Origin of the sequence: Microbacterium schleiferi (assembly GCF_015565955.1) — a bacterium.
Lineage (GTDB): Bacteria > Actinomycetota > Actinomycetes > Actinomycetales > Microbacteriaceae > Microbacterium > Microbacterium schleiferi_A.
In genome coordinates, this window is sequence record NZ_CP064760.1 from 418,842 (window position 1) to 445,524 (window position 26,683).

Below are 26,683 nucleotides of genomic sequence, written 5' to 3' on the forward strand. Positions count from 1 at the left end.
GGTCGACGGCACGAGACTCTCAAGACGCCGCGAGACACTGCGCCAGGTGCGGTGTCTCGCGTCGTGTGGCGGGTCTGGAGCCGTGTCGCACGTTTGGTGCCGCGTTGAGTGTCTCGCGTCGCGTTGTGCGTTTCGCGCCGGGTTGAGTGTCGCGCGCCGGGCTGCGTGTCTGGGCCCGGGTTGGGTGTCTCCGCTGGTGGGAGTTGCGTCGCGGAGAGATGGATGCCTGGCTACAGGGAGCGGGGGTTGCGGCTCATTGTTGTCAGCAGAGCGGTGCGCGGCGGGGCCACGAGGGGCACGCCAGCAGCCAGGAGTGTGTCCCGGAGCGGCCTGACCTGAAGAGCATCCGCCAGGGTCCACCGGGCGAACCCAGCAAGATGACGGCGAAGCCTGTCTTCACGCTGCTTCTCGCGGATGAGGGCAGCTGTCGCGGTCGAGGCGTCGCCGGCGTACTTCCCGTAGCCGTCAGACTCGCCTGCGATCCGGGCTGAACGCCAGAAGAAGTCCAGGCGGTAGGTATGGTGCTCGACGTTCAGCTGCGTCTGGATCTCCGGGGTCGCGAAGCCGCACCACTCGATCACGGCTCGACTGACAGATTCCCCGACCGACTCGGAGTCGGCGGTGACGCGGGGAAGCAGCCACCTGAGCGATCTGCTGCCGCGCCGCGAAGCACTTCCTCCCGCGATGGCCCAGAGCTGCTCGATGCCCACGCCGCGGGCGAGTGCAGCATCCCCAACGGCGAGTCCGAACGCCAGGGGGAGGGCCCGCATGAGCGCGATGGACGTCTCGCCCACCGCGGTCGTGCTGATGCCCGCATCGGTCACCGTGCGCACCCCGTCGGTTGTCGCGTGGACCCGGACATCTCCGTAGGCCCGGGACGTGCCACCGACGTCAAGCGTGTGGATGTGCCGCGGATGGCCGAAGAGGGGAAGCCCGAGCAGTGCGGCGGCAGACTCGAGAGCGAAGACCGCGCGGGGGTTCACCAGTGCATAGACATGCACTCTCGCGAGGTAGTGCTCCCAGGGCTGGAGCCGTTCCCACTCCGGCCTTGGCGTGTGGACACCGGGTCTGACACGAACATGGTCGTTCAGGCGAACGCCGGCCAGTGCGGCATCCGCTGTCTGGATCAGCACGGCGGGACTCGGCCGGAGCAAGGAGCCGGGTGCCGGAACGACGATCATGGTTCATGGTGCATCCTCGCCCCCAGACGCAAAGACGGGTGCGGCATCCGTCCCCATCGTCTCCGGGCCTGGACGACCTGGGGAGGAGGGGCGGGTGCACCCGCGGTGCCAGCGCGAGACACCTCACGGAGCGTGAGACACTCCGCCTTACGGGGCGTCTCGTGGCGGATGCGGTGTCGCGCCGGAGATTCCGCGTCTCACCTGCCCACACACCGGGGCGACACGCCCGAGGTTGCCGGGGTGTTCACTATCACGTACTATTGATCTTTGGTGCTTTGCGCCTGCCTTGGCGTGTCCGGGTGGGCTTCCCGTCAGGGTCAGCGCAGCATCCATCCCCATCCACCGCAGACCGACCGGTCTGCACAAGCGTGAGCGAGGCTATGGCCAAGAAAGACGGTGTCATCGAGATCGAAGGCACAGTTTCCGAGGCGCTGCCCAACGCGATGTTCCGCGTTGAGTTGACCAACGGACACAAGGTGCTCGCAACGATCTCGGGAAAGATGCGGCAGAACTACATCCGCATCATCCCCGAGGACCGCGTCGTCGTGGAGCTTTCGCCCTACGACCTCACCCGCGGCCGCATCGTCTACCGCTACCGCTAGGCCGGTCGAGAAGTAACGCCCCGGATGCTGCGGCATCCGCCCGGCGAAGACAGCGAACAGGAACATCATGAAGGTCAACCCCAGCGTCAAGCCCATCTGCGACCACTGCAAGGTCATCCGCCGCCACGGCAACGTGATGGTCATCTGCAAGTCCAACCCGCGCCACAAGCAGCGCCAGGGCTAAGACGTCACAGGCTTCACAACTGAATACATAGGCAGGGTCAGAGCCCGCATCCGGATGCCGGAAGCGGGGGACACCTCGGGACGAAGGCCCGGGCACCGATCCTGCTCCACACCTTCGACATACTCCACGGGGCAACCCAGGGGAAAGAGAGAACCGACATGGCACGTCTTGCCGGTGTCGACATCCCGCGCGACAAGCGCGTGGTGATCGCGCTCACCTACATCTACGGCATCGGCCGTACTCGTTCGCACGAGATCCTCGCGGCGACCGAGATCAACGAGGACATCCGCGTGAAGGACCTCAGCGACGACCAGCTCGTCGCCCTCCGCGACCACATCGAAGGCACCTACAAGGTCGAGGGTGACCTCCGCCGTGAGGTTGCCGCCGACATTCGCCGCAAGGTCGAGATCGGCTCCTACGAAGGCCTGCGCCACCGCCGCGGCCTGCCGGTGCGCGGACAGCGCACCAAGACGAACGCGCGTACCCGCAAGGGCCCGAAGCGCACCGTCGCCGGCAAGAAGAAGGCCGGAAAGAAGTAAGGCGCGGAAGGTTTAGGAGAAAACGCACATGGCTACCCCAAGTCCGCAGCGCGCAAGCCGCGCCGCAAAGAGAAGAAGAACATCGCCGTGGGCCAGGCCCACATCAAGTCGACGTTCAACAACACGATCGTTTCGATCACCGACCCCTCGGGTGCGGTGATCAGCTGGGCGTCCTCGGGTGGCGTCGGCTTCAAGGGTTCGCGCAAGTCGACCCCGTACGCCGCCGGCATGGCAGCCGAGTCTGCTGCCCGCCAGGCGCAGGAGCACGGCGTCAAGAAGGTCGACGTCTTCGTCAAGGGTCCGGGTTCGGGTCGTGAGACCGCGATCCGTTCGCTGACGGCCGCAGGCCTCGAGGTCGGCTCGATCCAGGACGTCACGCCCCAGGCGCACAACGGCTGCCGCCCGCCCAAGCGCCGCCGCGTCTGACGACAGTCCCGTTCCGGGCCGGCTCATTGCCTCCCGGGTGAAGCATTCGGGTGCCGGGGTGCGCGTTGCCGCGCCTCGGCATCTCCCGAGAAAAACTCAACACCTCACCCATTGCACGTGTCATATAGCGGGCACGTGATCGAAAGGAACACATCGTGCTCATCGCACAGCGTCCCACTCTGACCGAGGAGAAGATCGGGGAGTTCCGCAGCCGTTTCGTCATCGAGCCGCTTGAGCCCGGCTTCGGTTACACGATCGGTAACGCGCTGCGTCGCAGCCTCCTGTCGTCGATCCCCGGCGCCGCCGTCACCAGCATCCGCATCGACGGCGTGCTGCACGAGTTCAGCACCATTCCGGGTGTGAAGGAGGATGTCACCGAGATCATCCTCAACATCAAGCAGCTGGTCGTCTCCAGCGAGCGCGACGAGCCCATCACCGCGTACCTGCGCAAGACCGGCGCCGGTGAGGTCACCGCCGCCGACATCTCCGCTCCCGCCGGTGTCGAGGTGCACAACCCCGAGCTCGTCATCGCGACCCTCAACGAGACCGCGAAGTTCGAGCTCGAACTCACGATCGAGCGCGGTCGCGGCTACGTGTCGGCCACGCAGAACCGCAACGAGTACGCCGAGAGCGGTCAGATCCCGATCGACTCGATCTACTCGCCGGTGCTCAAGGTCAGCTACCGCGTCGACGCGACGCGTGCCGGTGAGCGCACCGACTTCGACAAGCTCATCCTGGACGTCGAGTCCAAGCCCTCGATCGCCCCGCGCGACGCCGTCGCTTCGGCCGGTCGTACGCTGACCGAGCTGTTCGGCCTCGCCCGCGAGCTGAACGTCGAGGCCGAGGGTATCGAGATCGGCCCCGCGCCGGTCGAGACGGTCATGTCGAACGAGCTGTCGATGCCGATCGAAGACCTCGACCTGTCGGTCCGGTCCTACAACTGCCTCAAGCGCGAGGGCATCAACACTGTCTCGGAGCTGGTTGCCCTGTCGGAGACGCAGCTCATGAACATCCGCAACTTCGGCCAGAAGTCGGTCGATGAGGTTCGCGACAAGCTCATCTCGCTCGGGCTGAGCCTGAAGGACTCGGTTCCCGGGTTCGACGGCGCGCACTTCTACGGCGGCTACGACGACGAGACCGTCTGACCGGTACCTGTGACGGATGCCGCGGCATCCTGACCGACTTTTCCTGGAGTAACTGACATGCCCAAGCCCACCAAGGGTCCCCGCCTCGGAGGCGGCCCCGCCCACGAACGCCTGCTGCTCGCGAACCTCGCTGCCGCGCTGTTCACGCACAAGTCGATCAAGACGACCGAGACCAAGGCCAAGCGCCTACGTCCGCTCGCCGAGCGACTGATCACCTTCGCCAAGCGCGGCGACCTGCACGCCCGTCGCCGGGTGCTGTCGGTCATCGGTGACAAGGAAGTCGTGCACATCCTGTTCACCGAGATCGCGCCGCTGGTCGCGGACCGTGAGGGTGGCTACACCCGCATCACGAAGGTCGGCAACCGCAAGGGCGACAACGCTCCCATGGCCGTTATTGAGCTCGTGCTCGAGCCGGTGAACCCGAAGCCGAAGTCGGCGAAGAAGTCCGCCGCCGCGGCTCCGGCTGCGGAGGAAACACCTGCCGAGGCCGAGGCCCCGACCCCGAGGTCGAGGAAGAGTCCATCGACACGGCCACGGATGCCGGCGCCGAGTCGCCCGAGGAGGGTGCTGCCGCTGAGGCCGCCGCCGAGGACGCTGTCGTCGACGCTCCGGCTGAGGACGACGCCAAGTAAGACCCCGTGACCTGCGCCGTCTCCGCGGCGCAGGTTCGTCAGACACCGCATCCTCGGTGAGACACCCCACGTTGGGGCGAGTCTCACCGAGGATGCGGTGTTTCTGCGTTGTTTGGGTGCTTCGCAGGCGCGCGCGCAGGCGCCGTAGGGTAGGACGGTGAACGAAAGCACCACCCCCGCGCCGATCCCCGAGAACGCCGCGCCCGTTGACACGCGACCGCTCGCAGAGCGCGTTGACGCACCCGAGACGGTCGCCGAGATCCAGCATCCGGATGTCGCCACCTGGCGCCCCGCGACCCCGGACGACATCGAGGAGATGGTCGTTCTCGTCGACGCATGCGACCGGGTCGACCACCCCACGTGGCTCACGCCGCGGGAGGATGTCGAGGAGATCTTCGAGCTCTCGCACATCGACCCGCGGCGCCACACGCGACTCGGCTTCACCGCCGAGGGTGAGCTTGTCGCCGTGGCGGGCATCCTCGTGCATCCCTCCCAAGACGCGCACGTCTACGTCTACTGCACCGGTATGGTCCATCCGCGGTGGCGCCGCCGCGGCATCGGCACGGACGTGCTGCGCTGGGAGTACGAGACGGCCCAGACCGAGCTGGCGCAGGCGGATGCCGCGGTGCCGGGCGCGATCTTCCTCCACGCGTACGAGCACGACGCCGACGCGCGGGCCCTCGGCGCTCGCCGCGGAATGCCCGAGGAGCGGTGGTTCACGACGATGCTCCGCGACCTCAGCGATCCGATCCCCGAGGTTCCGACCGAGCTGCGGATCGAGGCGTTCGGTCCGCAGTGGTGGGAGCCGACGCGCGCGGCGCGCAACGACGCCTTCCGTGACCACTGGGGGAGCCTGGAGACGCCGCGCGAGCGGTGGGAGCGGTTTGTCGGTGGCGCCCAGTTCCGCGACGATCTCTCCCGCATCATCGTCGACGGGGACCGCGTCGTCGCGCTGGCCCTGGTCACCGTGAACGAAGACGACTGGGAGGTGCAGGGCTACACCTCCGCGTACATCGGTCTCATCGGTGTCGTCCGCGACTATCGGGGGCGCAGACTTGCTCCCGCGGTGATCACGGCGATGCTGACGGCGGCACGGGATGCCGGGCTCGAGAAGGTGAACCTCGATGTCGACACCGAGAGTCCGACGGGGGCGAACAGCCTGTACGGCAGGCTCGGGTTCGAGGCCACCGAACGCGAGGTCGCGATGGTCGCCCGGTTCTGAGCTTCGAGCATCGGGGACCTCACCGATCCCGCCGAACCCACACCTGCGAACGCGCGCCCACAGGATTCTCCGCGCGAACGGTGAGGGCTCGGTGGCCTTCGTGTGGGTTCGGCTGCACGCCGGGGCGGGGAGCGGGGGCGGATGCCCGGCGGCTACTGGGCGATTCTTGCGTCCTCGCGGGCTGCCTCGCGGTAGGCGCGGGTTTCGGCGAGGTAGACGTCAATCGCCCGCTGGTTCTCCGCGTGACGGATCGCGCCGAGCACGGCGTCGGCATAGATCCTGCCGCCGGAGGTGCCGGGATGGATGCGATCGCCGGCGAGGTAGTCCACATGCGGGTCGATGGCGCCCGCCCAGTCGGCGATCATGGTTCCCGGATGCGCGGCGGCAAACGCGGTGATGTCGCTGTTGACCCCCGGGATCCAGTCGCGCGGCGCGTAGGCGTTCACGAGGACGAGGGTCCTGTCGGGGCCGGCGGTCGTGGCGATGCGCTCATAGGCATCCCAACTGATGGGACCGTTCGTGCCGAGCGCGATGACGACGTAGCGGCCGAGCTGTCCCGAGCTGGCGAGCTGATCGACGATGCCCGGACCAGCCCACGAGGACCGCGATACCGCCGCATCAACGCGGATGCCGGGAAGGGTCTCATACAGGGAGGGGGCCGCCGCGAGCATGACCGAGTCGCCGACGGCGGTGACCTCGCCGCCCGAGATCGGCGTCGGCGAGGGGGCCGGTGGGCGGACGGCGCCGTCGGCGAGCGCCCCCGGTTGTGCGGGACCATCCGGTTCCGGCCGGGCATCTGCCGACGGGGTCGGGCTCGCGGAGGCAGCGTCGACGGCTGCTTGTCCCTCGGCGACGACGGCCTCGCCGGATGACACGCTCGCTCCTGTGAGCGCGCCCGCGAGTGTTCCGACCACGAGAGCGGCAGTGGCAAGTCCCCGACGACGGAGCCCCAGAGCGCCCCCGACTCGACGCGGACCTTCGCTCGCGCCGCCCGCCACGTTCCACGGAAGCCCGCGCGCCGGACCGGCGTCTCGAGGAACCGGTACGAGGCCTCGGCGATGACGACCGTGAGCGCGAGCGTGACAAGCCCGACCCAGACCGGAACTCCCGCCTCCGGTGCGCTGCCCTGCACGGCCGCAACCAGCAGCACCAGCAGCGGCCAGTGCCACAGGTACAGGCCGTACGAGCGCTCGCCGATCCAGCGCAGCGGGCGCGCGTCCAGCGCCGGGCCGAGCCGGGCGTGCGGCCACACCGCTGCGACGATGGCGATCGCCGACAGGATGCTGGCCGCGGCGATCGTCAGCGGAAAGGTGCGGACCGAGTCCGTGGGCGGGACCAGCGAGATCGCGATCAGTCCCAGCACGGCGGCGCCCCCGACGATCGCCGCCCCGCGCCGGACCGTGGTGCGCTGCATCCAGAGCGTCGGCGCCGAGAGCGTGCGGTGCAGTCCGAACGCGAGCGCAACGCCGAGGAGGATGCCGAAGGCGTGGGAATCGGTGCCGTAGTACGCGCGGCTGACGGCATCCGTCGTGGCGACGAGCTCGCCCATCCACACGGTCGATGCTGCCGCGAGGGCGCCGACGGCAGCGACACGCGCCCACGCCCGCGGCAGCACCAGGATCACCGGGAGGATCAGCGGCCACAGCACGTAGAACTGCTCTTCGATCCCGAGTGACCAGAGGTTCCGGAACAGCTCGGGGGTCGTGCCGCCGAAGTAACCCTCGCCGATCAGGATCGCGATCCAGTTGTAACTGAACGTAAGGGCGCCGACGATCTGGGCGCCCAGACGGACGAGGACGTCGCCGCCGATGAGCCACGCGGCGCTCGAGCACACGAGCAGCAGCAGGATGAGCGCGGGCAGGAGACGCCGGGCGCGCCGTCGCCAGAAACCGACGAGGCTGATGCGGCCCGAGGCGTCGCGTTCGCGCAGCAGAAGCGTCGTGATGAGGAAGCCGCTGATCACGAAGAAGACGTCGACCCCGATGAACCCGCCAGCGAACCACCACTGCGGGAACAGGTGGTAGACGACCACGAGGATGACCGCGAGGGCGCGCAGCCCATCGAGGCCCGGCAGCCGCGCGCTGGGGCGGGTGCTGGGCCGGGTACCGGAGCCAGCGTCAGCGGTGGGGCTGACGGCAGGGCGGTCGGCGGGGAGGGGGCTGGACATCGGCGGCTCGATGGGGGCGGGGTGCGGCTGCTCTTCGGGGGAGCATGAGCCGCGGCGATGCGGTTCGGGAACCCAAGTCTACGTCCGCGCGGCGGGAGTTCCCTGGGGCGCAACCGGGTGCTGATTAGGCTTGACCTCGTGCGCATCCGGCTCGACATCTCCTACGACGGCTCGCACTTTCGCGGGTGGGCGCGGCAGCCGCATCAGCGGACCGTCCAGGGAACCATTGAGGGTGCTCTCTCCCGCGTGCTCGGCGGCGATCCGCGGCTGGTTGTCGCCGGACGAACGGACGCCGGCGTGCATGCCACCGGGCAGGTAGCGCATCTGGATCTCGACGAGGGGCAGGTCAGGCGGCTCGCATCCACCCGTCGACGCGGTGAGTCCGAGGATGGTGTGAGTGCGTTGGCCCGCCGCATCCGCGGGGTCCTCGGTGCCTATGCCGATGTCGCGGTGACCCGGACCTCGATCGCGCCGGAGGGCTTCGATGCGCGGTTCTCGGCCGTGTGGCGCCGCTACGAGTACCGCGTCGCCGACGACCTCGTGCCGTACGACCCGCTCGAGCGCCATCGCACGACTGTCGTGCGCGGGGAACTCGATGCCGCGGCGATGGATGCGGCAGCCGGCGCTCTGCGCGGGCTCCACGACTTCGCCGCGTACTGCAAGCCGCGGGAGGAAGCGACCACGATCCGCACGCTCCTCGATTTCGGGTGGGTGCGGGACGCGTCCGGTGTGCTGGTGGCAACCGTCCGGGCCGATGCGTTCTGCCACAGCATGGTGCGCGCGCTGGTCGGCGGATGCGTCGCGGTCGGTGAGGGGCGGCTGAGCGTTGGGGATCTCGTGCGGATCCGGGACGAGCTGGCCCGCGTCCCCGAGGTCAAGGTTCTGGCAGCTCGCGGCCTCACGCTCACCGAGGTGGGATACCCCGCCGACGATCTGCTCGCCCAGCGGGCGTCGCAAACCCGCGCGCGACGGGACCTCGACGCCGACTGACGGAGCCTGCACGTCACGGATGCGTAGACTGATCCCACCCCCGCGCGGGGTGAGGTTCGTGATCCCGAGGGGGGATGAGATGAAGGCCGTTGGTCGCAAGGACGCGAGCGTCGGCATCCGCGTCGGTCGTCGGAGGCTGGCTGCCGCGAGGGCCGGTGTCATCGCGGGGCTTGTCGCGCTGCCGATCGCGCTCACCGGGTGTGGCCCGGCGCCGTGGAACAACTGGGGCTACGAGACATCGAGTCCGACGCCCACCTTCACCCGCCAGACCGTCGCGCCGCCGGTGAAGAACGATTTGTCCAGCGGTGCGACGCAGCGGGAGATGCAGGCCGGTGCCGTGAAGGCGACTGTCGATTACTGGTCGACGCTGTCGATGGACAAGTGGACAGCCGACGCGCTCAAGCCGATCAGTCTGTCGCTGATCACGACAGTGGAACCCGACAACGGGCAGAAGGTGTACCTCCAGCGGGCGACGATGGTTGCCGTGCCGCAGAGCGAGACCGGAGATCTCCCTCCTCTGGACCCCCAGGTGGATGCCGCGAGCGTCAACCCCGGATACCTCGTGCTCTCGCCCTACAGCTACTCCCAGAGCTTCACGGTCGGCCCGGTGCCGTCGAACGCGATCTCGGTTACGGTGCAGTTCACCTACGACTTCCTCGTGCAGACGACGCCGACATCGAGCGAGTACGCGAAGCAGACGGCCTCAGACACGCTCACGATAGCGATCGCCCAGCAGTAGGCCCGGAGGGGACTCCCCACCGGCCGGCGAACCCACACTTTCGCGCGCGTACCCACGCGTTTGGCTGCCCTAGATGTGTGGGTACGCCGGATGTGATGTGGGTTCGCCGGAGTGGAAATCGGGGCTAGGAGGGGACGCGCTCCCAGCGGTCGCCGCCCTGGGCTCGGGCCCGTGCCGAGGCCTCGGCCGTGATGGCCAGGAGAGCATCCAGGTCGTAGTCGGATGCTCGGGCGCTTGCCCATCCGACACTTGCCGACGTCGTCACGGTGATGGGCGCCGCGGGGTCGCGAACGGCGATCGTGCGCAACACGTCGCGCACGAGCTCTCGAATCACCGCCTCCGGGCGTGAGATCAGCACGATCACGGCGCTGTCGGGTGCGACGGCGATGTCGGCATCCGTCGGGAACACCGTGCCCACACGGGTCCGGATGTCGCGGATGAGGCGACCGAAGATGGCGGTGCCGCCGGCGGCGTGCAGGTCGTCGGCGTCGTCGAGTTCGATACGCAGGAGCGACCATGTGGCGTCGTTCGCGGCGCGTGCGCGCTCGAGACGATCGTGAGCGGTGGCTGTAAACCGGCTCCAGTCATCGTTCCCGGTCGCCGTATTGATCGAGAGCGAGCCCGGAGTGACCAGGGGCACGAGCGACACGAGCGCGCAGACCATGTAGACGAGCATCCCGATCGCGTTGAAGATGCGCGTCGAGGCGAACGCGTCGGAGGTGGCCAGCGGGGAGAACACCGCACCGAACAGCACGGTGGCGCCGGTGACGACGTAGATCCCCGAGGCGACGACGATGGGCCACAAGAGGCGTTCGGATCTCTCGGGGATCTTTCGCCACTCCAGCAGGAACAGCACCCCGAAGACAGCAGATCCGGCGAACACCACGCGGTAGGCGAAGCCGTACCAGCCGGTATCGCCCGGTGCGATCAAGGCAACGACGGCGATCGCAGCGACCACCGCGCTGATCCACGCGTAGGTCCGTACCGTGCGGTGAGCGCGCAGTCCCGACCAGAGCAGAGCGGGAGCGCCCATCAGCAGTCCGAGGGCGCCTCGTCGCAGTTCCTCGGACTCGGCGGCGGTCGCCGCGAGGTAGCCGAAGCAGGCCACCATGACACCCATGAACGTCAGCGACCACAGCAGTGTGGAGCGGCGGGGTCGAGCGAGAAACGCCAGCCCGACGAACAGGATGGTGCCGAGAGTCGCGACGGTGGCGTGGGCGACGCCGATACTCGCGCCGCCGAGATTCGGCCAGTGGAGATCGACAGGAACAGGAAAGAGCATCACGACTCCGGGGAAACCGAACGGGGAAGGCGAAGGGTCACCGTCGTGCCGTGACCGAGCTCGCTGGACATTGTGAGGGTGCCGCCGTGCGCTGTCACGATCTCCCGAGCGATGCCGAGTCCGAGTCCCGTGCCGGGCGCATGCTCTTGCGCACGGGTGCTGCGGAAGAGGGGATCGAACACGTGCTCGAGATCCTCAGATGAGATGCCGATACCCGTGTCGGCGACCACGATGATGGCGGTGTCGTCATCCAGAGCCGCCGAGACGCGAACCGACCCGCCAGCGGGGGTGTACTTCACGGCGTTGCTGACGATGTTGTCGAGCACCTGGCGAAGGCGGAACACGTCGCCATCCATCCGCAAGTGGTCAGGGAGGTCGGTGTCCAGCGCTACGCTCTGTTCGCGTGCTGTCGCCGCGAACGCTTCGCTTACGGCGGCGAGCAGGGGAACGAGGTCGAACGAGCGGCGGTCTTGGGTCGGAGTGAACCCGCTGCGCGAGCGTTGCAGCATCGTCGAGGCGATGCCGAGCATCCGTTCGCTGGCCGAGAGGATCGTCTCGAGATGCTCGCGGATCTTCGGGGTCAGCTCGTCCTCTTCTTCGAGCGCGAGGTCGGCATGACCGATGATGACAGTGAGCGGATGCCGCAGCTCGTGGGAGGCCACCGCGGCAATGCGTTCCCGCTCCCGCTCGGCCTCGGTGACCGCGGTGATGTCGTGGGCGACGAGCATCGTCGAGGCCGAGTCGTCGGCTGAGGAGGTGTGCGGCATGGTCGTCACCGACAGGGCCCGCCAGGTGCCTTCCGCGTCGAAGAGCCAGACGCGGGCATCCTCGAAGATCTCGCCGCGCTGCGCACGCGTGAAGGTGCGTTCGGATACCGGGAGCGCCGTGCCCTGCAGGGCCGCGTACTCGACAGAGATGGGAGGAGAGTTCGGGTCGTCCGGATTGGTGCCGTAGAGCCGGGCGTACGTGGTGTTGGCGGCGAGGAGTGAACCGTCACGGGCGAAGCGGAGGATGCCGACATCCACGCCGTTGATCAGCTCGATCGTGCTGCGCTCGGCGCTCGAGACCCGGTCGAGGGTGGTTTCCAGCCGCCGCGTCTGCCCGAGGAGCAGTCGCTTGAACGCGCGGGTCTGACGCATCGTGATGTTCGCCGTGACACCCAGGAACGTCACGCCGAGCAGAACCGTGAACAGTTCGACGGCTCCGGGGGCTCGGTGGAGGTCGCCGCCTCGGTGAGGAGGGATGCGGCGATGGTCGCGACAGCCGCCGCGAGGGCCCATCGTGTGAAGTGCAGGCCGATCCACATGATCGGGAAGACCCAGAAGAAGCCGAGCGGCAGGATCGAGGACGCCGACATGAAGCCGATCCCGACGATATCGGCGAACGGGATGATCAGCGGCACCCACCGGGGTGTGCGCGCCCAGGGGATCACGAGAGTGGCAGCTGCTGCGGCGACCACGATTGCCACGCCGGTCAGCATGAGCCACGACTCGAACAGCTCGGGTTCGTAGCCCAGCGCCACCACCGAAATGATGATGATGGAGACGCCGAGGGAGAGCTGTGTGAGCCAAATGGACCTCACTCGCATCGTCGCGCCGTCGACGTCGCGGAATTGCGCGTCTCTTGCGCTCACCTTGTGCTCCCCTTGGACAGCGTTGAGTTCGAGCCATTGTTCGTATCGTATACTTCCAGCGCATCCGGCTTGTGGAACCCGCCATAAGCCCATGAAGACCGCGGAATTTCAGCCCTCGAGGCACCCTGCTCGACGGACCGCTCAAGGAGAAACCATGGCCACCGCCCCGCAACGGTCGCGCGTCGTGCGCCGCGTCGTGCTCGGTGCTGCCGCACTGGCTTTGGGCGCCTCGTCCTTGACCGGATGCCAGCAGATCGCCGAAGCGTTCAATTCCATCCAGGGCGGACCTCCGGGTGCCGCGTCCACGGCGACGCCGGTTCCTCAGCCGGTCTCAACGACGGCGACGATGGACTTCGACTCGCTGTTCTCGTACGACGGGTCCGTGTCGCTGACGACGGATGTCGCATCCGACCTCGAGGTCGTCCTCGATGTGTGGGCGGCTGACCCGAAGCGCACGCGCGAGTGGACTCCCAACAACGAGAAGGTGTTCGGCTTCGCGATCAACGCCTACGACCGCCGCGTCGATGACAAGGCAGTGTTGACGCAGAAGCGTCGCGTCTACATCTCGTCGATCTCGATCACCTCCCAGACGGCGCAGACGTCGGGGATGGTGCAGCAGCCGTTCCAGTTCGCCGCCGACCCGCGGACGCTGGTTCCGCCGGACACGCTCCGGTCTGACCGGGGGCTGCTGCTCAATAGCTACCAGGGTGGGCTGCTCGTCCCCGAGACGACGATCTTCATGCTCCCGGCCGACACGTACGGCATCACGCTGCAGTTCTCGTTCGGGATCTACGTCGAAGGCACCGCGAATGACGATGCGTCGTTCGCGCAGCAGACGATCTATCAGTACCTGCCGATCGCGATCTACAACGACCAGGGCACGTTGAACATCGTGTCCAACGAGCCGACGAGCGCGCCCCAGGGCTGAGCGATCGCCACGCCGCGGATCCGTCAGGCCAGCGCGCCGCCTGCCGGGCTCGGCGTGGTCGATATTGCTCCCGTGGGCGCGCCATCCGGCCACACCCTGGTGAGTTCCTCGTCGGAATGCACCGTGAAGCGTGTCACACGGATCTCGATAGCTTCGCGGTAGTCCAGATTCGGCACGGCGCGGGCGGTTGCCGACTTCACGACAGTCTCGAGGTTGTCGATCCGGTGGTCGCCGGCAAGCGCGACGACGTGGTGCCCGGTGCGCCCCCGGTGCGTCGCATCGGGCAACAGCTCATAGAGAGACATCGAGGCTGCGCGGTCGACAGCTGTCGCGGCGGGCCCGCCGAAGGCGGCGCGGATGAGCGCGAGGTCCGGGATGTCCACCTCGTACACGGTCACCGCGCCGTGGGCGGCGATATCGGAGCGCAGTGCGTCGATGCGGTACTCGATCTGCCGGGCCCGGGTCTCCAGCGCGCGTTCGCTCCACCACACGGCGACGCAGAGGGTCACCACGAGCAGGATGCTGATCGCGGATGCCGTCAGCGCCGAGAACAACGCCTGAAACGCGGGGGAGTCTTCGCCGACGGCGAAGAACATGACCGTGCGGATCGCCGAGTAGCCGGCGTAGAACGCGAAGACCGAACCGATCAGCCGGAAGGGCGCGAGGGCGCGCGCGGGGAGCGAGAAGGCTTCGATCGCGATGCCGCCGCAGCCGACCGCGACGAGGATCAGCCGCAGCACGAACCCGTCGGTGGGACCGCCGATCACGGCGGTGACCGTCGCGCTCGCGATGAAGGTCACCCCGACGGCGCCCGAGGCGACCCAGCCGGGCGTGATCGAGTGGTTGCGCAGTTGCCGCATTCCGGCCCAGAAGTACGCGGGGCCTCCGACAAGCGCAGCGTTCGCCGTCGCGATCACGATCGGCACCGGATGGGCCGGCACGAGGGCGGAAGCGAGGCCGGCGACGACTCCGCTCAGGGCCGCAGCTGCCGCGAATCGAAGGAAGTACCGGCGAGTGGCCCGTCCTCCGTTGGGAACCGGGTGCGCATGAGCCTGAACGAGCGCCGGTGCGGCGATCACGAACGCGATCGCCAGGACGGCAGACAACTCCAGTACACTCATTCTGCACTTCTGTTTCTCGGGGCCTCGGGTGTTCACCGGAGGCTTTCTTGAGGAAAACCTGAGGTGATGCTCTTCGACAACAGACCGGATGCTTGAGCCGAGTGTAGCAGTGTGGTACTAGCACCTCGGATGGCGCGCGGATCGATGGAAGGAGCGTGCTGATGTCTCACTGGGAAGCCCCGTACGTTCCTCAGTACCCGCAGCAGGGTCAGCCCGCGATCGGGCAGTACCCCGGCCCGGCGTACGCGGATCCGCAGTACGCGGATCCGGCATACGGCCAGCAGCAGTACGCGCAGCCCTCGTACGGCGACCCCCGGTTTCCGAGCGCGCAGGTCGAGACCTCTCACGCCGAGTTCACCGACGAGTTCGAGTCGGTACTGGAGCGCATCTCGGTGCACCGATCCACGATCGGCTGCGTCATCCCCTGCTACAACGAGGAAGAGTCCATCGCGGGCGTGCTGGAGGGGTTGCTCCACCAGACGCGGGTGCCCGACGTCATCCATGTCGTCGTGAACAACACCACTGACGCGACAGTCGCGATCGCTTCGCAGTACGCCGGCCCGCACCAGGTCGTCACCGACCTCGGCGAGCAGTTCACCGAGGTGTTCATCCACGACATCGGTAAGAACCCCGACAAGAAGGTCGGCGCACTGAACTACGGCTACGCGCTGGTTGAGGGGTATGACTATCTGCTCGGTGTCGATGGCGACACCATCGCGGATGAGCGGGCCGTCGAGTACCTGGAAACAGAAGCCGTCGGCGACTCCCGTATCGGTGGCATCTCGGCGATCTACACGATCGACGATCGCCCCATCAAGGGTCTGATCGGCAAGTTCCTCATCGCCGGTCAGCGCACCCAGTTCGCGGCCTTCAACCTGCAGAACCTGCTGCGCGGCCGCAACATGGCGGTGCTCGGCGGTCAGTTCTCGATCTTCTCGACTGCCGCACTGCGCGATGTCATGCGTGCCAACCACCAGAGCACGCCGTGGGTCAAAGACAGCGAAGTGGAAGACTCGCTGCTCTCGCTGCAGATCAAGAGCGCCGGCTTCCTCACCAAGATCAGCCCCTACGCGAGGGCAAGCGTGGGTGGCATGACCACCCTCAAGGGCTATGACGCCCAGCAGGTGAAGTGGACCTACGGCGCTATCGAGCTCATGTGGCCCGGTCAGCGCGGTGACACGAAGGGGCAGCCTTTCCACCCCAACCTGCGGCTGCGGTGGTTTGAGAACTTCGGCATGCTGACGAACCTGTTCGTGCGTGTCGCGTTCCTGACGCTGCTTGCCGCCTCGCTCTCGATCAACGCCTTCGTCTTCTCACCGTGGTGGCTCATCCCGCCGCTGGTCGCGACGCTGCTGAACCTGCGTGTCGCGTTGACGATGAAGCACGTGAATCAGCGAGACATCCTCTTCTCGGCGCTGGTGTTCCCAGCCGAGATCTTCATGTGGATCAGGATCGGTCACTTCCTGCGGTCGTGGTCGTCGTTCCTGTCGCGCAAGAAGGTGGACAACTGGGCGGCGCAGGCCAAAGCCGAGCGGGGCGGCGGATTCTCCCTCGGGCACTGGGTGCCCATGATCCTGCTGGTGCTGACGGCGATCGCCATGACGTTGATCTGGAACCTGCTGGACCCGGTCGTGCAGTCCTCGATCCTGTGGGTCGGCTGGCCGATCGTCGGTGTCGTCACCGTCATCCAGACGCTGCTCATGGCGTTCAAGCTGTTCCGCCGGCAGTACGGCTACAAGGTCTGACCAGCGCCCGCCAGGAGCGACGGCGTCACTGGCCGGGCGGCGGTGCGACGTTCTCGGAGGTCATCCGGTACCCGACGCCACGCACGGTCTCGACGTAGCGCGGGTTGTTCGGGTCGTCGCCGAGCTTGCGGCGCAGATTCGTCATGTGTGCCTCGATGGCGCGCTTGTCGGCATCCCCGACGAAGTAGGACGTGACGTAGGACTCGCCGCGCAGCACGAGCGTCAGGTCGGCCTTGCTGCGCACGCGTCGCTTGGACTCCATGAGGGTCGCCAGCAGCTCGAACTCCGTGCGGGTGAGCTCGACCTCGCGGTTCCCGACCAGCACGATCCGCGAATCGGGGTCGAGGATGAGGTCACGATGGCGCAGTGTGCTGGGACTGAGTTGGTGCCCACCGGGACCGGGCATGGGCGCGCCCGGCGGTGTGCGCGCGACGAGCTGCGATCCGGGCGGCTGCTGGTTACCTCCGGCACCCGGCGGGTCGACAGGGCCCTGGGGAGTCGGCGGGTAGTACGGCTGTCCGCTTCCCGGCTGCGGGTAGCCGGGGTGCTGGGCCGGATATCCAGGCTGCGGCGGAGCCGAGGGCGGCTGCTGCCCTGCGGGGTAGCCGGCAGGAGCCTGCGAGGGGTGTTGGCCCGGGGCCTGGGCGGGGTCGCCAGGAGTGACCGCCCCGCTCGGATCGACGGTGGCGAACGGCTGCTGCGGCGATGCCGGGATGGTGCCGGGCGCTACCGCGGGCTGCGCGACGATCGCGGGCCGCGCACCTGGGAACGATGGTCCGGACGGCGCCTGCACGGGCTGTTGTGCGGCAGTCGGCGACTGACGCGGGCGGCGCAGGAGGGCTTCGATCCGGGCGCGAAGTTCCCGCGGACGGAAGGGCTTGACGATGTACTCGTCGGCTCCGGCGCCGAGGCCCAGGACGACATCCGCTTCATCTTCGAGGCCCGTGAGCATGATGATGTAGGTATCGCTCTGGGCACGGATGCGGCGGGCTGCCTCGAACCCGTCGATGCCGGGCATGTTCACGTCGAGAGTCGTGATCAGCGGCTGGTAGGAGAGGACCGCGCGGACGCCGTCGATGCCGTTGCCGACCGAAACCGTCGAGAATCCGGCCGCCTCGAGTGTTTCGGCGAGGATGTGCCGAATCTGCGGATCATCCTCGACGATGACGGCGGTCTTGCTCACCCCCGCGTCAGTGCTCATGCTCAGTGATCTCTCTCGCGTCGGGCCGGGTGATGTTCACGGCAGCGTCTCGCAGCTCGCGTCGCGCCAGGTCCAGTGTGGTTCGGGCCGCACAATCCCAGGCGTTCACGGCCATCTCTCCTGATCGTACACAGCCGTGCCGGGGGCCGGCGCGGTCATCCGTCGGCGTGGCACTCTCGTCGCTGGGTGACGCGACGCGTGATTGCGGTCGTGGGGAGGGTGAAACCGGGTTCAGGGGAGGGTGACATTGCGGGTGAGTTCGACAGCCGCCGCCGGCCACCAGGCCCCCGCGATCGGTCCGCCGTTGCACGTACCGTCGCTCTCACCGGGCGGCTTGATCCAGAGGTTCGTGTCGACAACGTCGTCGCCGTAGGTGCCGCCGGGTGCGCCGATAAGCCGGCCCGGGGGTTGCACCACTCGCCGTTGGATCCGGCGCCGTTGCGGGAGGTGTCGATGATCGCTTTCAGGCCGCCGGTGAGCCCGGAGAGTTGGTGGGCGTAGTCGAACTCGAGAGCGGTGTCGTTGTAGTTGGACACGTTCGTGGCGAAGCCGCGGATGACCTCGTTCATGCCGAGACCGTTGATGAGCTCGGCCATCCGCGACGCGGGGAGCCAGGTCGAGTGGCCGCCGTCGACGTAGATCCAGGTGTTGGTTGAGGCAATCTGAGCGATCGCATCCCGCAGCTGCGCCGTGCGGTCGGCGATGTTGCCGCACTCGGGGGCGAGCGCGAGGCTGTCGGGCTCGAGGACGACGGTCTTCTGGATGTCGGGGGCAGTGTGCAGCGCGTCGCCGATGATCCGGGTCCACTCGTCGTAGGAGGCATCGTCGAGTCCGCCCGAGGAGAGGCCCGCGCTGCAGTCGCGCTCGGGGAGGCCGTAGACGACGATCGCGAGCGGCTTGCCCTGGGTGCGTGCTTCGTCGAGGAGGTTCGTCATCCGGGCGCCCACCTCGCTGACCGGGTCGATCTCGGGGGTCAGCCAGTACGCGGTGGGCTGGGCTGCCAGGTAGTCGGTCGCCGCGAACTCGTCGGTGCCCTCGGTGAGGGTCGGCAGCGCGAGGGCCGCCTTCGATTCCTCGGGGCGATGATCGTCGTGCCCACGGCGGGGGCGGTAGCGGTCAGGTCGCGGACCCAGTGGTTCAGGAACATCCAGACGGTCGCGGTGATGGATGCCAGAAGAAGCACGCCGACCGAAACGATCGTCGCGATCGCCCAGCCCGGCAGGATCTTCGGCTGCGAATCGGGGCGCGCTTCAGCGGGCTCAGGCTGGTCTTGCACCGCGGTGGCGCGTGGGGAGGGCACGACGAAACTCTAGCGCGGAGCACCCCGGAGCATCCTCAGGAACCCAGCGGAACAATCCCCCGCGGGGAAGAGATGACAAACGCTGGGGATATGTCCAGCGCAGCGGGCGCGGCCTGCAGCCCTGTCCCTCTATCGTGGGGAGTGGCATGAAGGTCATCTCGTACAACCTGCGCAAGCACCGCGCGGCCACCGAGCTGCGAGAGCTCGTCGAGCGCCACGGTGCGGATCTGCTGTGTCTGCAGGAAGCCGACACGACCGACATCCCCGATGACATCGGTGGGCTCGTGCTCGCCGATTCGACCCAGCGCAATCGCCTGGGCCTTGCCGTCTATTACCGCGCGAACACGTATCGCGCCGTCGATGTGCGAGCGATCGCGCTGAAGAAGTCGCTGCACGATCGAGTCCTCAAGCCCGCCGAAGAACGGATGCTGGGGGTTCGTCTGCACGATATCGATGCCGGCAGCGACATCGTCATCGCGTCCTTCCATGCGGCGCCGTTGACGGCCCTGAACTCGTTGCGTCGGCATCAGATCCGTACGGCTCTGACCGAGCTCGACCTGTTGGGCGAGGGCCTGCCGAAGCTCATGGTCGGTGACTACAACTACCCCGTCTTCAAGGAGCGACTCGGGCAGCACGTCCGCGACCAGGGGTACGAGCTGAACCTGAGTGACTCACGGACCTACACGCGGTACCGATTCTTCCGCGGGCACTACGACTTCGCGACGTCCGTCGGTTTCACGATCGATACGGTGCGCACCCTTCCGCAGGGACTCAGCGACCACCTGCCGATCCTCGTGACGGCACAGCCGACGCCTGGTTCGGGGGCGGCGCCCGCGGATGCCGCGAGCGGCGTGGCGTGAGATTCCGGCGTCGGACGCGGGCTCGTGGGGCCGTGGCCTCAGCGGATCGCTGCCGCGTAGTGCATGAACGCCGCGTAGACGAGTACACCGACTCCTGAGGCCAGCAGCGCGACTCCGAGGTAGAGCAGCCAGTTGCGGGCCGTGCGGGGGCCTCGCGGTTCATAGGGGCTGCTCATGATGCCCGATCCTAGCCAGATCGGGCAGAGCGCGAGTGACGCGCGTGTTACGGGAGGGTTATCCCTCGTTGGCGGCCGTCGGAATCGGGCAGGCGCGGGCGGCCACGAGGCCGCTGCCACCGATCGTCGGCGTCATGAGCGTTTCGAGGACTGGAGTCTGGGGTGTGCGTACCTGGATCGTCGCGGTCGCCGATTCTCCGGGGTCGAGGAAGGTCTCCCAGATCAGCACGTCACGACCGTCGTGGGTGCCGGTTCCGAACACTGTTGCCGCTTTGTCGTCACCGGCGACGCTCGAGACCACCTCGGACCCGGTCGGGAGATAGAGGTAGGCGATGGTTCTCGTGACCCCGGGTGGCACACCATGGCTTCCTCCTCCCGTGATGTACTCGGGAAGGCTGGTGGCGGCATCGGCCGGGGCGGTGCTCTGGAGGGTGACAGACACCGTGGCAAGGGGATCTTCGCGAAGATACTCGCCCGGTCGGAGGTTCTCGGTGAAGGCGGTGCTCGCAGCACACCACCCGACTGACGCCGTCGCTTCGGTGTAGTAATCCATCTTGGACCCCGTGCCGTCGTTCAGGTAGACGCCGAACTGGGTGCGAGTGTCGTCGGTAACCGACAGGCCGCCCTGAATGGTCGTCCCGTCGAGAATCGCTTGCTCGGCCGGGTCGGCGCTCCACATGAACAGTCGGCGCTCACTTCCCGCTCGGGCCAGAGCCTGGATCAGGGTGGCCGGGTCGGCAGCACCATCGGCGATGGTCTGGAAGACGACAGCGGCGGTCGCCGCGAAGAACGCATCCTGGTCGCGCGGCTCCGGGTAGCGGAGGTAGACGTCGTTCAAAAGCAGCGGGATGGCGTTCTCGCTCGTGAGTTGCTCGCCGGTGGGGAGGGTGATCGGGCCGGTCGCCTCGAGAAGGTACGACAGGGTCACCGGGTCGAGGGCGAGGACGCCGTCGACGGCGACCCCGGTCTCACGCAGCCACATCTCTCGGGCGAGCGGCCCGTCGACCGTGTAGTCGGGGATCTGCGTCACGTTCTGGATGTAGACGCCGGGCTTGTCGACGAAGATGCCGAGGACCTCATCCGACAGCGGCAGGACAGGGTCGGGGTAGCGGGTGAAATCTGACGACGAACCCTGATCGACAAGATCCATGCGGCCGCCATCGGTGTGGATCATCGCCATCGCGCCGACGATGCCGCCGAGGGATCGCCACTCCGCGTTGTTCTGGAACATGACGAGGTAGTTCCGCGGACCCTCGCCGCCGAGGGCGAGGGGGAGCAGCTGGGCGGTGCGGCGCAGGGCGTCGGCCGCGGTGAGTCCGTTCGTCAGCAGGTCGCTGACCTCGGTGACGGGGGCGGCGAGCGCCGGGAGCAGCTGGGTCGTGTCGATCGCGTCGACGGATGCCGAGGCTGCCGCAAGACTGTCGGTTGCGGTGGTCGCGACATCCGTGAGGCTCGCGATGGCGGCGACATCGAAAGCCCCGCCCTGCGGTCGGAGGGTATCGAGCGAGAACCCGGAGGCTGCCTGCGCGAGCGGCTCGAGCGCAGTCGCGGCGACGTCGTCGACGGCCGCGATGACGGTGGCGGTTGCGGACAGTTGCGGCCCGACCCAGGGCAGGTGCTCGGCGGCGTTCCAGACCGGGTCGGAGGTGAGGGCGCGAGCAGCGGAGGTATCTGCGGTCATGCCCGGCACGGCTTCGGCCGCCGCGGCCGGGTCGGTCAGGGAACCCGCGAGATTCTCGGCCGCGCGCTGTGCGTCGGCGACATGTCCGTAGGCGAGCGCGCCACGGATGCCGATCCAGGCGACGCCGGCGACGCCGAGGAGGAGGAAGGCGCCGAGGACTGACGCGGCGACGATCCCCGCCGTGCGCTCGCGGCGGTGGCGCGAGCGGGCCCGGGCCCGTCGGGACTTTTCGGCATCCACGGCCCGCCGGGTGGCAGCGAGCTCGGTGCTGGACTCGTCGCGCCCAGGCGCGGCGGTGTTGTCTTCGTCGCGCCCTGGCTCGGCGGTGTCTGTCTCGTCGCGCCCTGGCGCGGCGGTGCTGGACTCGTCGCGCCCAGGCGCGGCGGTGATCTCGTCATCGCCAGAACCCTCGGGTGCGGTGTCCTCGGGTGTCGCCGCGTCATCATGCATGGGTCGCGTGCCTTCCTGTCCTCACGGAAGCCTATTCGTCCGCGTTCGAGTGAACGATGAGAGTGCCGGCTGGAACACCAATAGGGTGGGGAGCTGGACGACGAGGGGACTGGCTCCCATGGTGACGCCGAGCGCGACGACCCAGCGTGTCTGGGTGGACGCGGCGGCGACCCCGGATGCCGCGCCCGGACCCATCGGCTGGATGGATGTCGTGACCGTGGCCGAGAAGGCCGTCGGCGTGACGTTCGCGTATGACCCCGCTTATCGCGCGCGGCCCGACGCGTATGCGGTCTCGCCCGAGCTGCCGGTGAAGGCGGGCTCCCGAGACCTCGGGTCGATGCCCGGTGCGTTCGTGGATGCCAGCGCTGACTCGTGGGGTCAGAAGCTGATCCGTCGTCAGCTGCGAGCCGGCGGCGTCACGATGCTCTCGGACGTCGATGCGTTGCTGGGTATCTCGGACGAGGCGCGGACGGGGGCGTTCCGCTTCCGTCAGCAGACGGATGCCGGCGCGGGAACGACGTATCTGGCCGAGCGTGCGGCGCGCGTTCCGGTCACGCTCGACCTGCGGGACCTGCGGGCAGCCGCCGATCGGACGCGCGCGGGCAAGACCTCGAGCGAGGATGCGATCGCCGAGCTGCTGGATGCCGGGACGGCGGTTCTCGGCGGTGCTCGACCGAAAGCGCTCGTACGGCGGAAGGGGCGGGCCCTGCTCGCGAAATTCCCTGCGCCCGATGACGAACACGACGCGATCCGGTGGGAGGCGGTGTCCCTGCACCTGGCTCACGCCGCCGGTCTTGCCACCTCCCGGGTGCGCACGGTCGAGATTGGGAAGCACGCGGTGCTCGTGGTCGATCGGTTTGATCGCGTCGGCAAGGCTGATGCTGCGGCGCAGGATCTGCCGACCGGTGGTGCCGGCGAGCTGCGCATCCCGTACTGGTCGGCGCGCACCGCGACCGGTGACGGGCGGGACTACCTGGATGTCGCGCGGGTGATCCTGGAGATGAAGGCGCCCCGCGACGTCGTGCGGGCGCAGCTGCGGGACCTGTGGCGTCGCGTCGCGTTCGCCGTTGCCGTGCACTGCACCGACGACCACCTTCGCAACCTGGGCTTCCTCCGGCGTGATGCAGCATGGCGGCTGTGCCCGGTGTTCGACATCGAACCCGACCCGGTGCAGGAGCGGCCGCGTTCGACCGCGATCGTCGGGGTCGTCGACCCGGATGACGCACCTGCGGCTCTCGTTGCGTTCGCCGGAGAACTCGGGATCAAGAGATCGTCATGGCAGCGCTCGCTGACGCAGGTGCTCGCGGCGGTGGAGTCGTGGCCGGAGGTCGCCAGGCGGGTGGGGCTCGCCGAGAGCGAGTTCGCGGCCATGGATGCGGCGATCGGTCATCGCCGTGACGGTTTGCGGGCTCTCCTGGGCTGATCAGGCGACGGTGAGCGGCGCGATGACGGCGGCGACCAGTTCGCTGGGGTCACGAACGAGGGTGACGTCGGCGGCATCCGGTGCGACGCCGGGGGCGGCGTAGCCGAGCGTGAGGATTCCCGGCTGGCTGGTGCGCGCGCGAGAGACGAACGACTCGATGGCGGCGAGGTCGCTGTCGGGGACGATACCGAACACGAGCGCCGTGTAGGTGCCGGCGGACAGGTAGGCGAGCGCGGCATCCGCGTGGGTGGTCTTGACGACGGCGGTGCCGAGCTTCTGCAGGGCGATCGTCTCGGACATGGTGGTGTCGGGATCGTCGTCCACCCACAGCACGCGTCCCGGGTGGAGTCGCTCGGGGAGCTTGAGGACGATGCCGCTGCCCTGGCCGCGGGCGGCGAGGGCTTCGCGCAGCTGCGTCGCGACAGCCTCGCGGTCCTCGGGCGCGAGCGTGATCTCGATGCTCGAGAGTCGCCCTGCGGGGACGCGGACGATGGACGAGCGGCGGACCCACAGGATGACGCCGATGAGGGCCGTGAGGACGATCACCCCGACGAAGCCGAGGACGAGCGTTACAAAGCCGGTGTCGATCTCCATGACGTCAGTATGCCCGGTCGCCGGCGTCGGAATGGGGTCAATCGGACCTCGCGAGCGATGGGCGCCCGCAATAGGGTGAGGGCATGACCGACATCCCTGCCAACGCCGAGCCCTCCGCCCCGAAGCTCCCGCGACGATCGTCGTCGGTGCGACCAGCAAGCCTGGTTCGCGTCGCGCGATCGACTGGGCCGTCGATCGGGCGGCCAGCACAGGCGCTCGCCTGGAACTGGTCTCGGTCATCGGCGGCGCCGTGGGTGCCGTCGGTGAGCAGGAAGTCGTGCAGCGGGCCGTGGACTCCGAGGAGGCCTTTCTTCGCGGCGAAGCGGCGGCGCTGTCGGCCCGCGGGATCGAGGTCGCGGTTCATGTCACGCACGGGAACCCGACGAAGGAGCTTGTCGAGGCGTCGACGGATGCCGGGCTTCTCGTGATCGGCAGCGACCACACCGGTGGCACCGACAAGCACCGCGGGCCGCACGGGACGCGGATCGTCGCGGGCGCGAATTGCCCCGTCGTCGTTGTGCCCGACATCGACACGACGGGGCGCTCCGGGGTTGTCGTCGGCGTCGACGGTTCAGAGGTCTCTCACGCGGCGCTCGCGTTCGCTGCCGCGGAGGCGTCGCGGGTCGCCGAGCCGTTGACGGTGGTATCGACGTGGATGCCGGTCGTCTACACCGGCGACATCGCCCCCTACCCCGACATGTACCTCACGGATCTGCAGGGCACGACTGAGGCGTTCGCGCAGTCGATGGCCGATGATGTGCGCAAGGACTACCCGCACCTCGAGATCATCGTGCACGTCGATGAGGGCGACCCGGCCGCCGTCATCACGGACGTGGCGGCTTCGGCCCGGCTGGCCGTTGTCGGAACGCACGGGCGTACCGGGTTCGCTCGGTTCTTGCTGGGGTCGGTCAGTACGCAGGTGCTGGATCATCTGACGACCGTGACAGCCGCCGTTCGCTGAGGAGGCATCCCGGAAACGACAAGGCCCCCGGCTCGATCTGGGGCTGCCGAGCCGGGGGCAGTACGCGAGGCGTACCTTCGCTATGCACGAGTGACCCGAAACACTCGGCGCGCGGTCTTGCTACACCGAGAGTGGCACGGTTCGTGACATCGTGCCGGGGGATTGTCAGCGCCTCACCGCAGTGTCATAATGCGCGGCTCGGCGACGGATGATCTGCTGCGAATCAGCGGCCGAGGAGCCGTCCGACGACGCTCGGGAGTTCGCCGGGGTGGTGACCACCTGGTCGTGGGGCAGGTCCGGCGCGCCGGGGCCGGTGACGACCGAGCCCGGCGCGTAGGCGATCGTGGGGACGCCGGGGTAGTTGCGACGCACCGTGCGGATGAAATCGGCTGCTGTCAGGGTGTCGTCAGCGCGGCCGCAGTCGGTCACGACAAGAAGGTACTTCTCCGCGGCGAGATAGGCCAGTGCCGCCTCGCCGTGCCGGGCGACCGTGACCGTAAGGCCCATGCGGTGCAGTGCGACGACGTCCGGAACGTGACTGTCGGGGTCGTCGTCGACCCAGAGCACCCGGCCAAGCCGAAAAACAGTCGTGTGCGGCGCGCGCGGCGTGATCGTGTAGGGCGGAGTGAAGCCGGACGCCGGCGCTTCGGTGGCTGAGCTGGGCGGCATCCGGGGTGCTGGCGCGGGTGGGGTCGGGGTCGTTGGGGCGTGCGCTGCAGGAGAAGCGGGAGCCGCGGTCGGTGCCGGTGCCGCCGGTGCCGCGGTCGCTTCTGATGAGGGCGTAGCCGGATACGTCTCGCCAGGGGGAAGGTAGGTCTCTCGGGGCGCTGCGAAGCCCTCGGTCGGCGCGGGAAAGCTCTCGCTCGGGGTCGTGTAGCTCCCGGCCGGGGTTGGCAGGTCGTTGACCGCCTCGGATCGCGGAGGCGGTTGCGGAGTCGACGGCGGCGGGGAGGCGAAAGCGGTCGGGGCGGGGTCGACGGCGGCGGCGACGTTGACGGGTTGGGCGGGGGGACCGGCGCGAAGACGTACTCGGTCACTCCGGCGGCCGGGGGAGCGCGGGCTCGGGCACGGCGATCTGAGGTGCCTGCGGCTGCTGCTGGTACGGGACGGGTGCGGCGGGGTAGGGGTGCGACATCGGCGTCCCGATCGCGGCCCGCGACCCCGCGACTGTGCGGACTGTCGCGGTGGTGACCGCGGGGCTGCTCAGGTCGGGGTAGCGCGGCACCCGCTGAGCGGGTTCGTGGCGGTCGGCGGTGGCCTCGGCCTTGTTGCTCTCCCACATCGCCCAGCCCACGACGAGCCCCAGTACGGCGACGACGCCGAAACCGATCATGAGGGTGATGAGTGAATTACTGTCCATGTTCCAACCTGGTGCTGAGTCAGGTGAGCCATGTTGCGCGCTCTCGGGTTGACCACTATTGTCTGTGATCCGCGCGGTGCGGCAAGACAAACTGTGTGAACTCTCATCTAGGGCACGAGAGATACGCGGCTTTTGCGTCGT

At 68.2% G+C, this 26,683-nt stretch carries 27 protein-coding genes and 3 pseudogenes; 14 read left to right on the forward strand and 16 right to left on the reverse strand.

The annotated features are described in order from the left end of the window. Positions 1-230: 230 nt before the first annotated feature. Entirely contained in the window at positions 231-1,133 is a 903-nt protein-coding gene (locus IT882_RS02060; protein WP_195692954.1) for a hypothetical protein, read from the reverse strand. 428 nt (positions 1,134-1,561) lie between these two features. Here IT882_RS02060 and infA point away from each other — a divergent pair, with 428 nt between their 5' ends. The 7 genes and pseudogenes from infA to IT882_RS02095 all read left to right on the forward strand — a co-directional run bounded on the left by infA (position 1,562) and on the right by IT882_RS02095 (position 5,931). Beyond that, entirely contained in the window at positions 1,562-1,783 is a 222-nt protein-coding gene (gene infA / locus IT882_RS02065; RefSeq protein WP_013583992.1) for a translation initiation factor IF-1, read from the forward strand. A 67-nt stretch (positions 1,784-1,850) separates the two neighbouring features. Further along, the gene (gene rpmJ, locus IT882_RS02070) at positions 1,851-1,967 is read left to right on the forward strand and encodes a 50S ribosomal protein L36 (RefSeq protein ID WP_022893853.1); all 117 of its coding nucleotides are present in this window, start codon (positions 1,851-1,853) and stop codon (positions 1,965-1,967) included. A gap of 158 nt (positions 1,968-2,125) precedes the next feature. Beyond that, positions 2,126-2,506, forward strand: coding sequence for a 30S ribosomal protein S13 (gene rpsM / locus IT882_RS02075; RefSeq protein WP_195692955.1), 381 nt, complete (start codon positions 2,126-2,128; stop codon positions 2,504-2,506). 36 nt (positions 2,507-2,542) lie between these two features. Further along, a pseudogene (rpsK, locus tag IT882_RS02080) lies at positions 2,543-2,932 on the forward strand (30S ribosomal protein S11); the annotation flags it as partial. Between the two features lie 155 nt (positions 2,933-3,087). Further along, positions 3,088-4,077, forward strand: coding sequence for a DNA-directed RNA polymerase subunit alpha (locus tag IT882_RS02085; RefSeq protein ID WP_195692956.1), 990 nt, complete (start codon positions 3,088-3,090; stop codon positions 4,075-4,077). A 57-nt stretch (positions 4,078-4,134) separates the two neighbouring features. After that, positions 4,135-4,709 (forward strand): annotated as a pseudogene (gene rplQ, locus IT882_RS02090) (50S ribosomal protein L17). Between the two features lie 157 nt (positions 4,710-4,866). Beyond that, positions 4,867-5,931, forward strand: a complete 1,065-nt coding sequence (locus IT882_RS02095) for a GNAT family N-acetyltransferase (protein ID WP_195692958.1) — start codon at positions 4,867-4,869, stop codon at positions 5,929-5,931. A 152-nt stretch (positions 5,932-6,083) separates the two neighbouring features. Here the strand turns inward: IT882_RS02095 and IT882_RS02100 are convergent, their stop codons facing one another. Together IT882_RS02100 and IT882_RS02105 are read right to left on the reverse strand one after the other, a co-directional pair. Further along, complete coding sequence (locus IT882_RS02100) at positions 6,084-6,377, reverse strand: hypothetical protein (RefSeq protein WP_195692959.1); 294 nt, start codon at positions 6,375-6,377, stop codon at positions 6,084-6,086. After that, complete coding sequence (locus tag IT882_RS02105; RefSeq protein WP_195692960.1) at positions 6,374-8,098, reverse strand: acyltransferase family protein; 1,725 nt, start codon at positions 8,096-8,098, stop codon at positions 6,374-6,376. Before IT882_RS02105 ends, IT882_RS02100 begins: the two co-directional genes overlap by 4 nt. Before the next feature lie 138 nt (positions 8,099-8,236). Between IT882_RS02105 and IT882_RS02110 the strand changes: the two genes are divergently transcribed. Together IT882_RS02110 and IT882_RS02115 are read left to right on the forward strand one after the other, a co-directional pair. Beyond that, positions 8,237-9,088: a tRNA pseudouridine synthase A gene (locus IT882_RS02110; RefSeq protein WP_195692961.1), complete on the forward strand. Its 852-nt coding sequence runs from the start codon at positions 8,237-8,239 to the stop codon at positions 9,086-9,088. Positions 9,089-9,167: 79 nt separating this feature from the next. Continuing rightward, positions 9,168-9,827: a hypothetical protein gene (locus IT882_RS02115; protein WP_229382248.1), complete on the forward strand. Its 660-nt coding sequence runs from the start codon at positions 9,168-9,170 to the stop codon at positions 9,825-9,827. A 124-nt stretch (positions 9,828-9,951) separates the two neighbouring features. On the opposite strand, the gene IT882_RS02120 is transcribed toward IT882_RS02115, so the two are convergent. From IT882_RS02120 to IT882_RS02130, 3 genes are read right to left on the reverse strand one after another with little or no spacing between them, the layout of a single operon-like run. Then, positions 9,952-11,109, reverse strand: a complete 1,158-nt coding sequence (locus IT882_RS02120; RefSeq protein ID WP_195692962.1) for a hypothetical protein — start codon at positions 11,107-11,109, stop codon at positions 9,952-9,954. Next, the gene (locus IT882_RS02125; protein ID WP_195692963.1) at positions 11,109-12,281 is read right to left on the reverse strand and encodes a sensor histidine kinase; all 1,173 of its coding nucleotides are present in this window, start codon (positions 12,279-12,281) and stop codon (positions 11,109-11,111) included. The genes IT882_RS02120 and IT882_RS02125 overlap by 1 nt, the downstream gene beginning before the upstream one ends. Beyond that, positions 12,278-12,742 (reverse strand): hypothetical protein, encoded by a 465-nt coding sequence (locus tag IT882_RS02130; RefSeq protein WP_195692964.1) that lies wholly within the window; start codon positions 12,740-12,742, stop codon positions 12,278-12,280. The genes IT882_RS02125 and IT882_RS02130 overlap by 4 nt, the downstream gene beginning before the upstream one ends. Positions 12,743-12,896: 154 nt before the next feature. On the opposite strand from IT882_RS02130, the gene IT882_RS02135 reads away from it, so the two are divergent. Then, on the forward strand, positions 12,897-13,670 hold the full coding sequence (locus IT882_RS02135; protein ID WP_195692965.1) for a fructose 1,6-bisphosphatase: 774 nt from the start codon (positions 12,897-12,899) through the stop codon (positions 13,668-13,670). Between the two features lie 23 nt (positions 13,671-13,693). Here IT882_RS02135 and IT882_RS02140 read toward each other — a convergent pair whose 3' ends face one another. Then, positions 13,694-14,791 (reverse strand): hypothetical protein, encoded by a 1,098-nt coding sequence (locus IT882_RS02140; RefSeq protein ID WP_195692966.1) that lies wholly within the window; start codon positions 14,789-14,791, stop codon positions 13,694-13,696. 161 nt (positions 14,792-14,952) lie between these two features. Here IT882_RS02140 and IT882_RS02145 point away from each other — a divergent pair, with 161 nt between their 5' ends. Then, positions 14,953-16,536: a glycosyltransferase family 2 protein gene (locus tag IT882_RS02145; protein ID WP_229382249.1), complete on the forward strand. Its 1,584-nt coding sequence runs from the start codon at positions 14,953-14,955 to the stop codon at positions 16,534-16,536. Positions 16,537-16,561: 25 nt separating this feature from the next. Here IT882_RS02145 and IT882_RS02150 read toward each other — a convergent pair whose 3' ends face one another. The 4 genes and pseudogenes from IT882_RS02150 to IT882_RS02160 all read right to left on the reverse strand — a co-directional run bounded on the left by IT882_RS02150 (position 16,562) and on the right by IT882_RS02160 (position 19,037). Beyond that, complete coding sequence (locus tag IT882_RS02150; RefSeq protein ID WP_195692967.1) at positions 16,562-17,737, reverse strand: response regulator transcription factor; 1,176 nt, start codon at positions 17,735-17,737, stop codon at positions 16,562-16,564. Positions 17,738-17,968: 231 nt separating this feature from the next. Next, positions 17,969-18,154, reverse strand: a complete 186-nt coding sequence (locus IT882_RS02155) for a glycoside hydrolase family 6 protein (protein ID WP_195692968.1) — start codon at positions 18,152-18,154, stop codon at positions 17,969-17,971. Between the two features lie 5 nt (positions 18,155-18,159). Continuing rightward, a pseudogene (locus IT882_RS16210) lies at positions 18,160-18,789 on the reverse strand (glycoside hydrolase family 6 protein); the annotation flags it as partial. Then, positions 18,711-19,037 carry a hypothetical protein gene (locus IT882_RS02160; RefSeq protein ID WP_195692969.1) on the reverse strand — a complete coding sequence of 109 codons (327 nt, stop codon included), beginning with the start codon at positions 19,035-19,037 and terminating at the stop codon, positions 18,711-18,713. The pseudogene IT882_RS16210 and the gene IT882_RS02160, both read right to left, overlap by 79 nt. Positions 19,038-19,183: 146 nt before the next feature. On the opposite strand from IT882_RS02160, the gene IT882_RS02165 reads away from it, so the two are divergent. Continuing rightward, positions 19,184-19,897, forward strand: a complete 714-nt coding sequence (locus tag IT882_RS02165; RefSeq protein ID WP_195692970.1) for an endonuclease/exonuclease/phosphatase family protein — start codon at positions 19,184-19,186, stop codon at positions 19,895-19,897. A gap of 38 nt (positions 19,898-19,935) precedes the next feature. Here IT882_RS02165 and IT882_RS02170 read toward each other — a convergent pair whose 3' ends face one another. Then, a complete protein-coding gene (locus IT882_RS02170; protein WP_195692971.1) occupies positions 19,936-20,073 on the reverse strand; it encodes a hypothetical protein in 138 nt (45 codons plus the stop codon). Positions 20,074-20,131: 58 nt separating this feature from the next. Continuing rightward, entirely contained in the window at positions 20,132-22,204 is a 2,073-nt protein-coding gene (locus IT882_RS02175) for a DUF4012 domain-containing protein (protein ID WP_195692972.1), read from the reverse strand. 118 nt (positions 22,205-22,322) lie between these two features. On the opposite strand from IT882_RS02175, the gene IT882_RS02180 reads away from it, so the two are divergent. Then, the gene (locus tag IT882_RS02180; RefSeq protein WP_195692973.1) at positions 22,323-23,627 is read left to right on the forward strand and encodes a type II toxin-antitoxin system HipA family toxin; all 1,305 of its coding nucleotides are present in this window, start codon (positions 22,323-22,325) and stop codon (positions 23,625-23,627) included. Here IT882_RS02180 and IT882_RS02185 read toward each other — a convergent pair whose 3' ends face one another. Further along, a complete protein-coding gene (locus IT882_RS02185) occupies positions 23,628-24,221 on the reverse strand; it encodes a hypothetical protein (RefSeq protein ID WP_195692974.1) in 594 nt (197 codons plus the stop codon). 136 nt (positions 24,222-24,357) lie between these two features. Between IT882_RS02185 and IT882_RS02190 the strand changes: the two genes are divergently transcribed. Continuing rightward, the gene (locus tag IT882_RS02190) at positions 24,358-25,182 is read left to right on the forward strand and encodes a universal stress protein (RefSeq protein ID WP_195694017.1); all 825 of its coding nucleotides are present in this window, start codon (positions 24,358-24,360) and stop codon (positions 25,180-25,182) included. 165 nt (positions 25,183-25,347) lie between these two features. Here the strand turns inward: IT882_RS02190 and IT882_RS02195 are convergent, their stop codons facing one another. Continuing rightward, the gene (locus IT882_RS02195; protein WP_195692975.1) at positions 25,348-25,851 is read right to left on the reverse strand and encodes a hypothetical protein; all 504 of its coding nucleotides are present in this window, start codon (positions 25,849-25,851) and stop codon (positions 25,348-25,350) included. Between the two features lie 364 nt (positions 25,852-26,215). Beyond that, a complete protein-coding gene (locus IT882_RS02200; protein WP_195692976.1) occupies positions 26,216-26,542 on the reverse strand; it encodes a hypothetical protein in 327 nt (108 codons plus the stop codon). Positions 26,543-26,683: the final 141 nt, after the last annotated feature.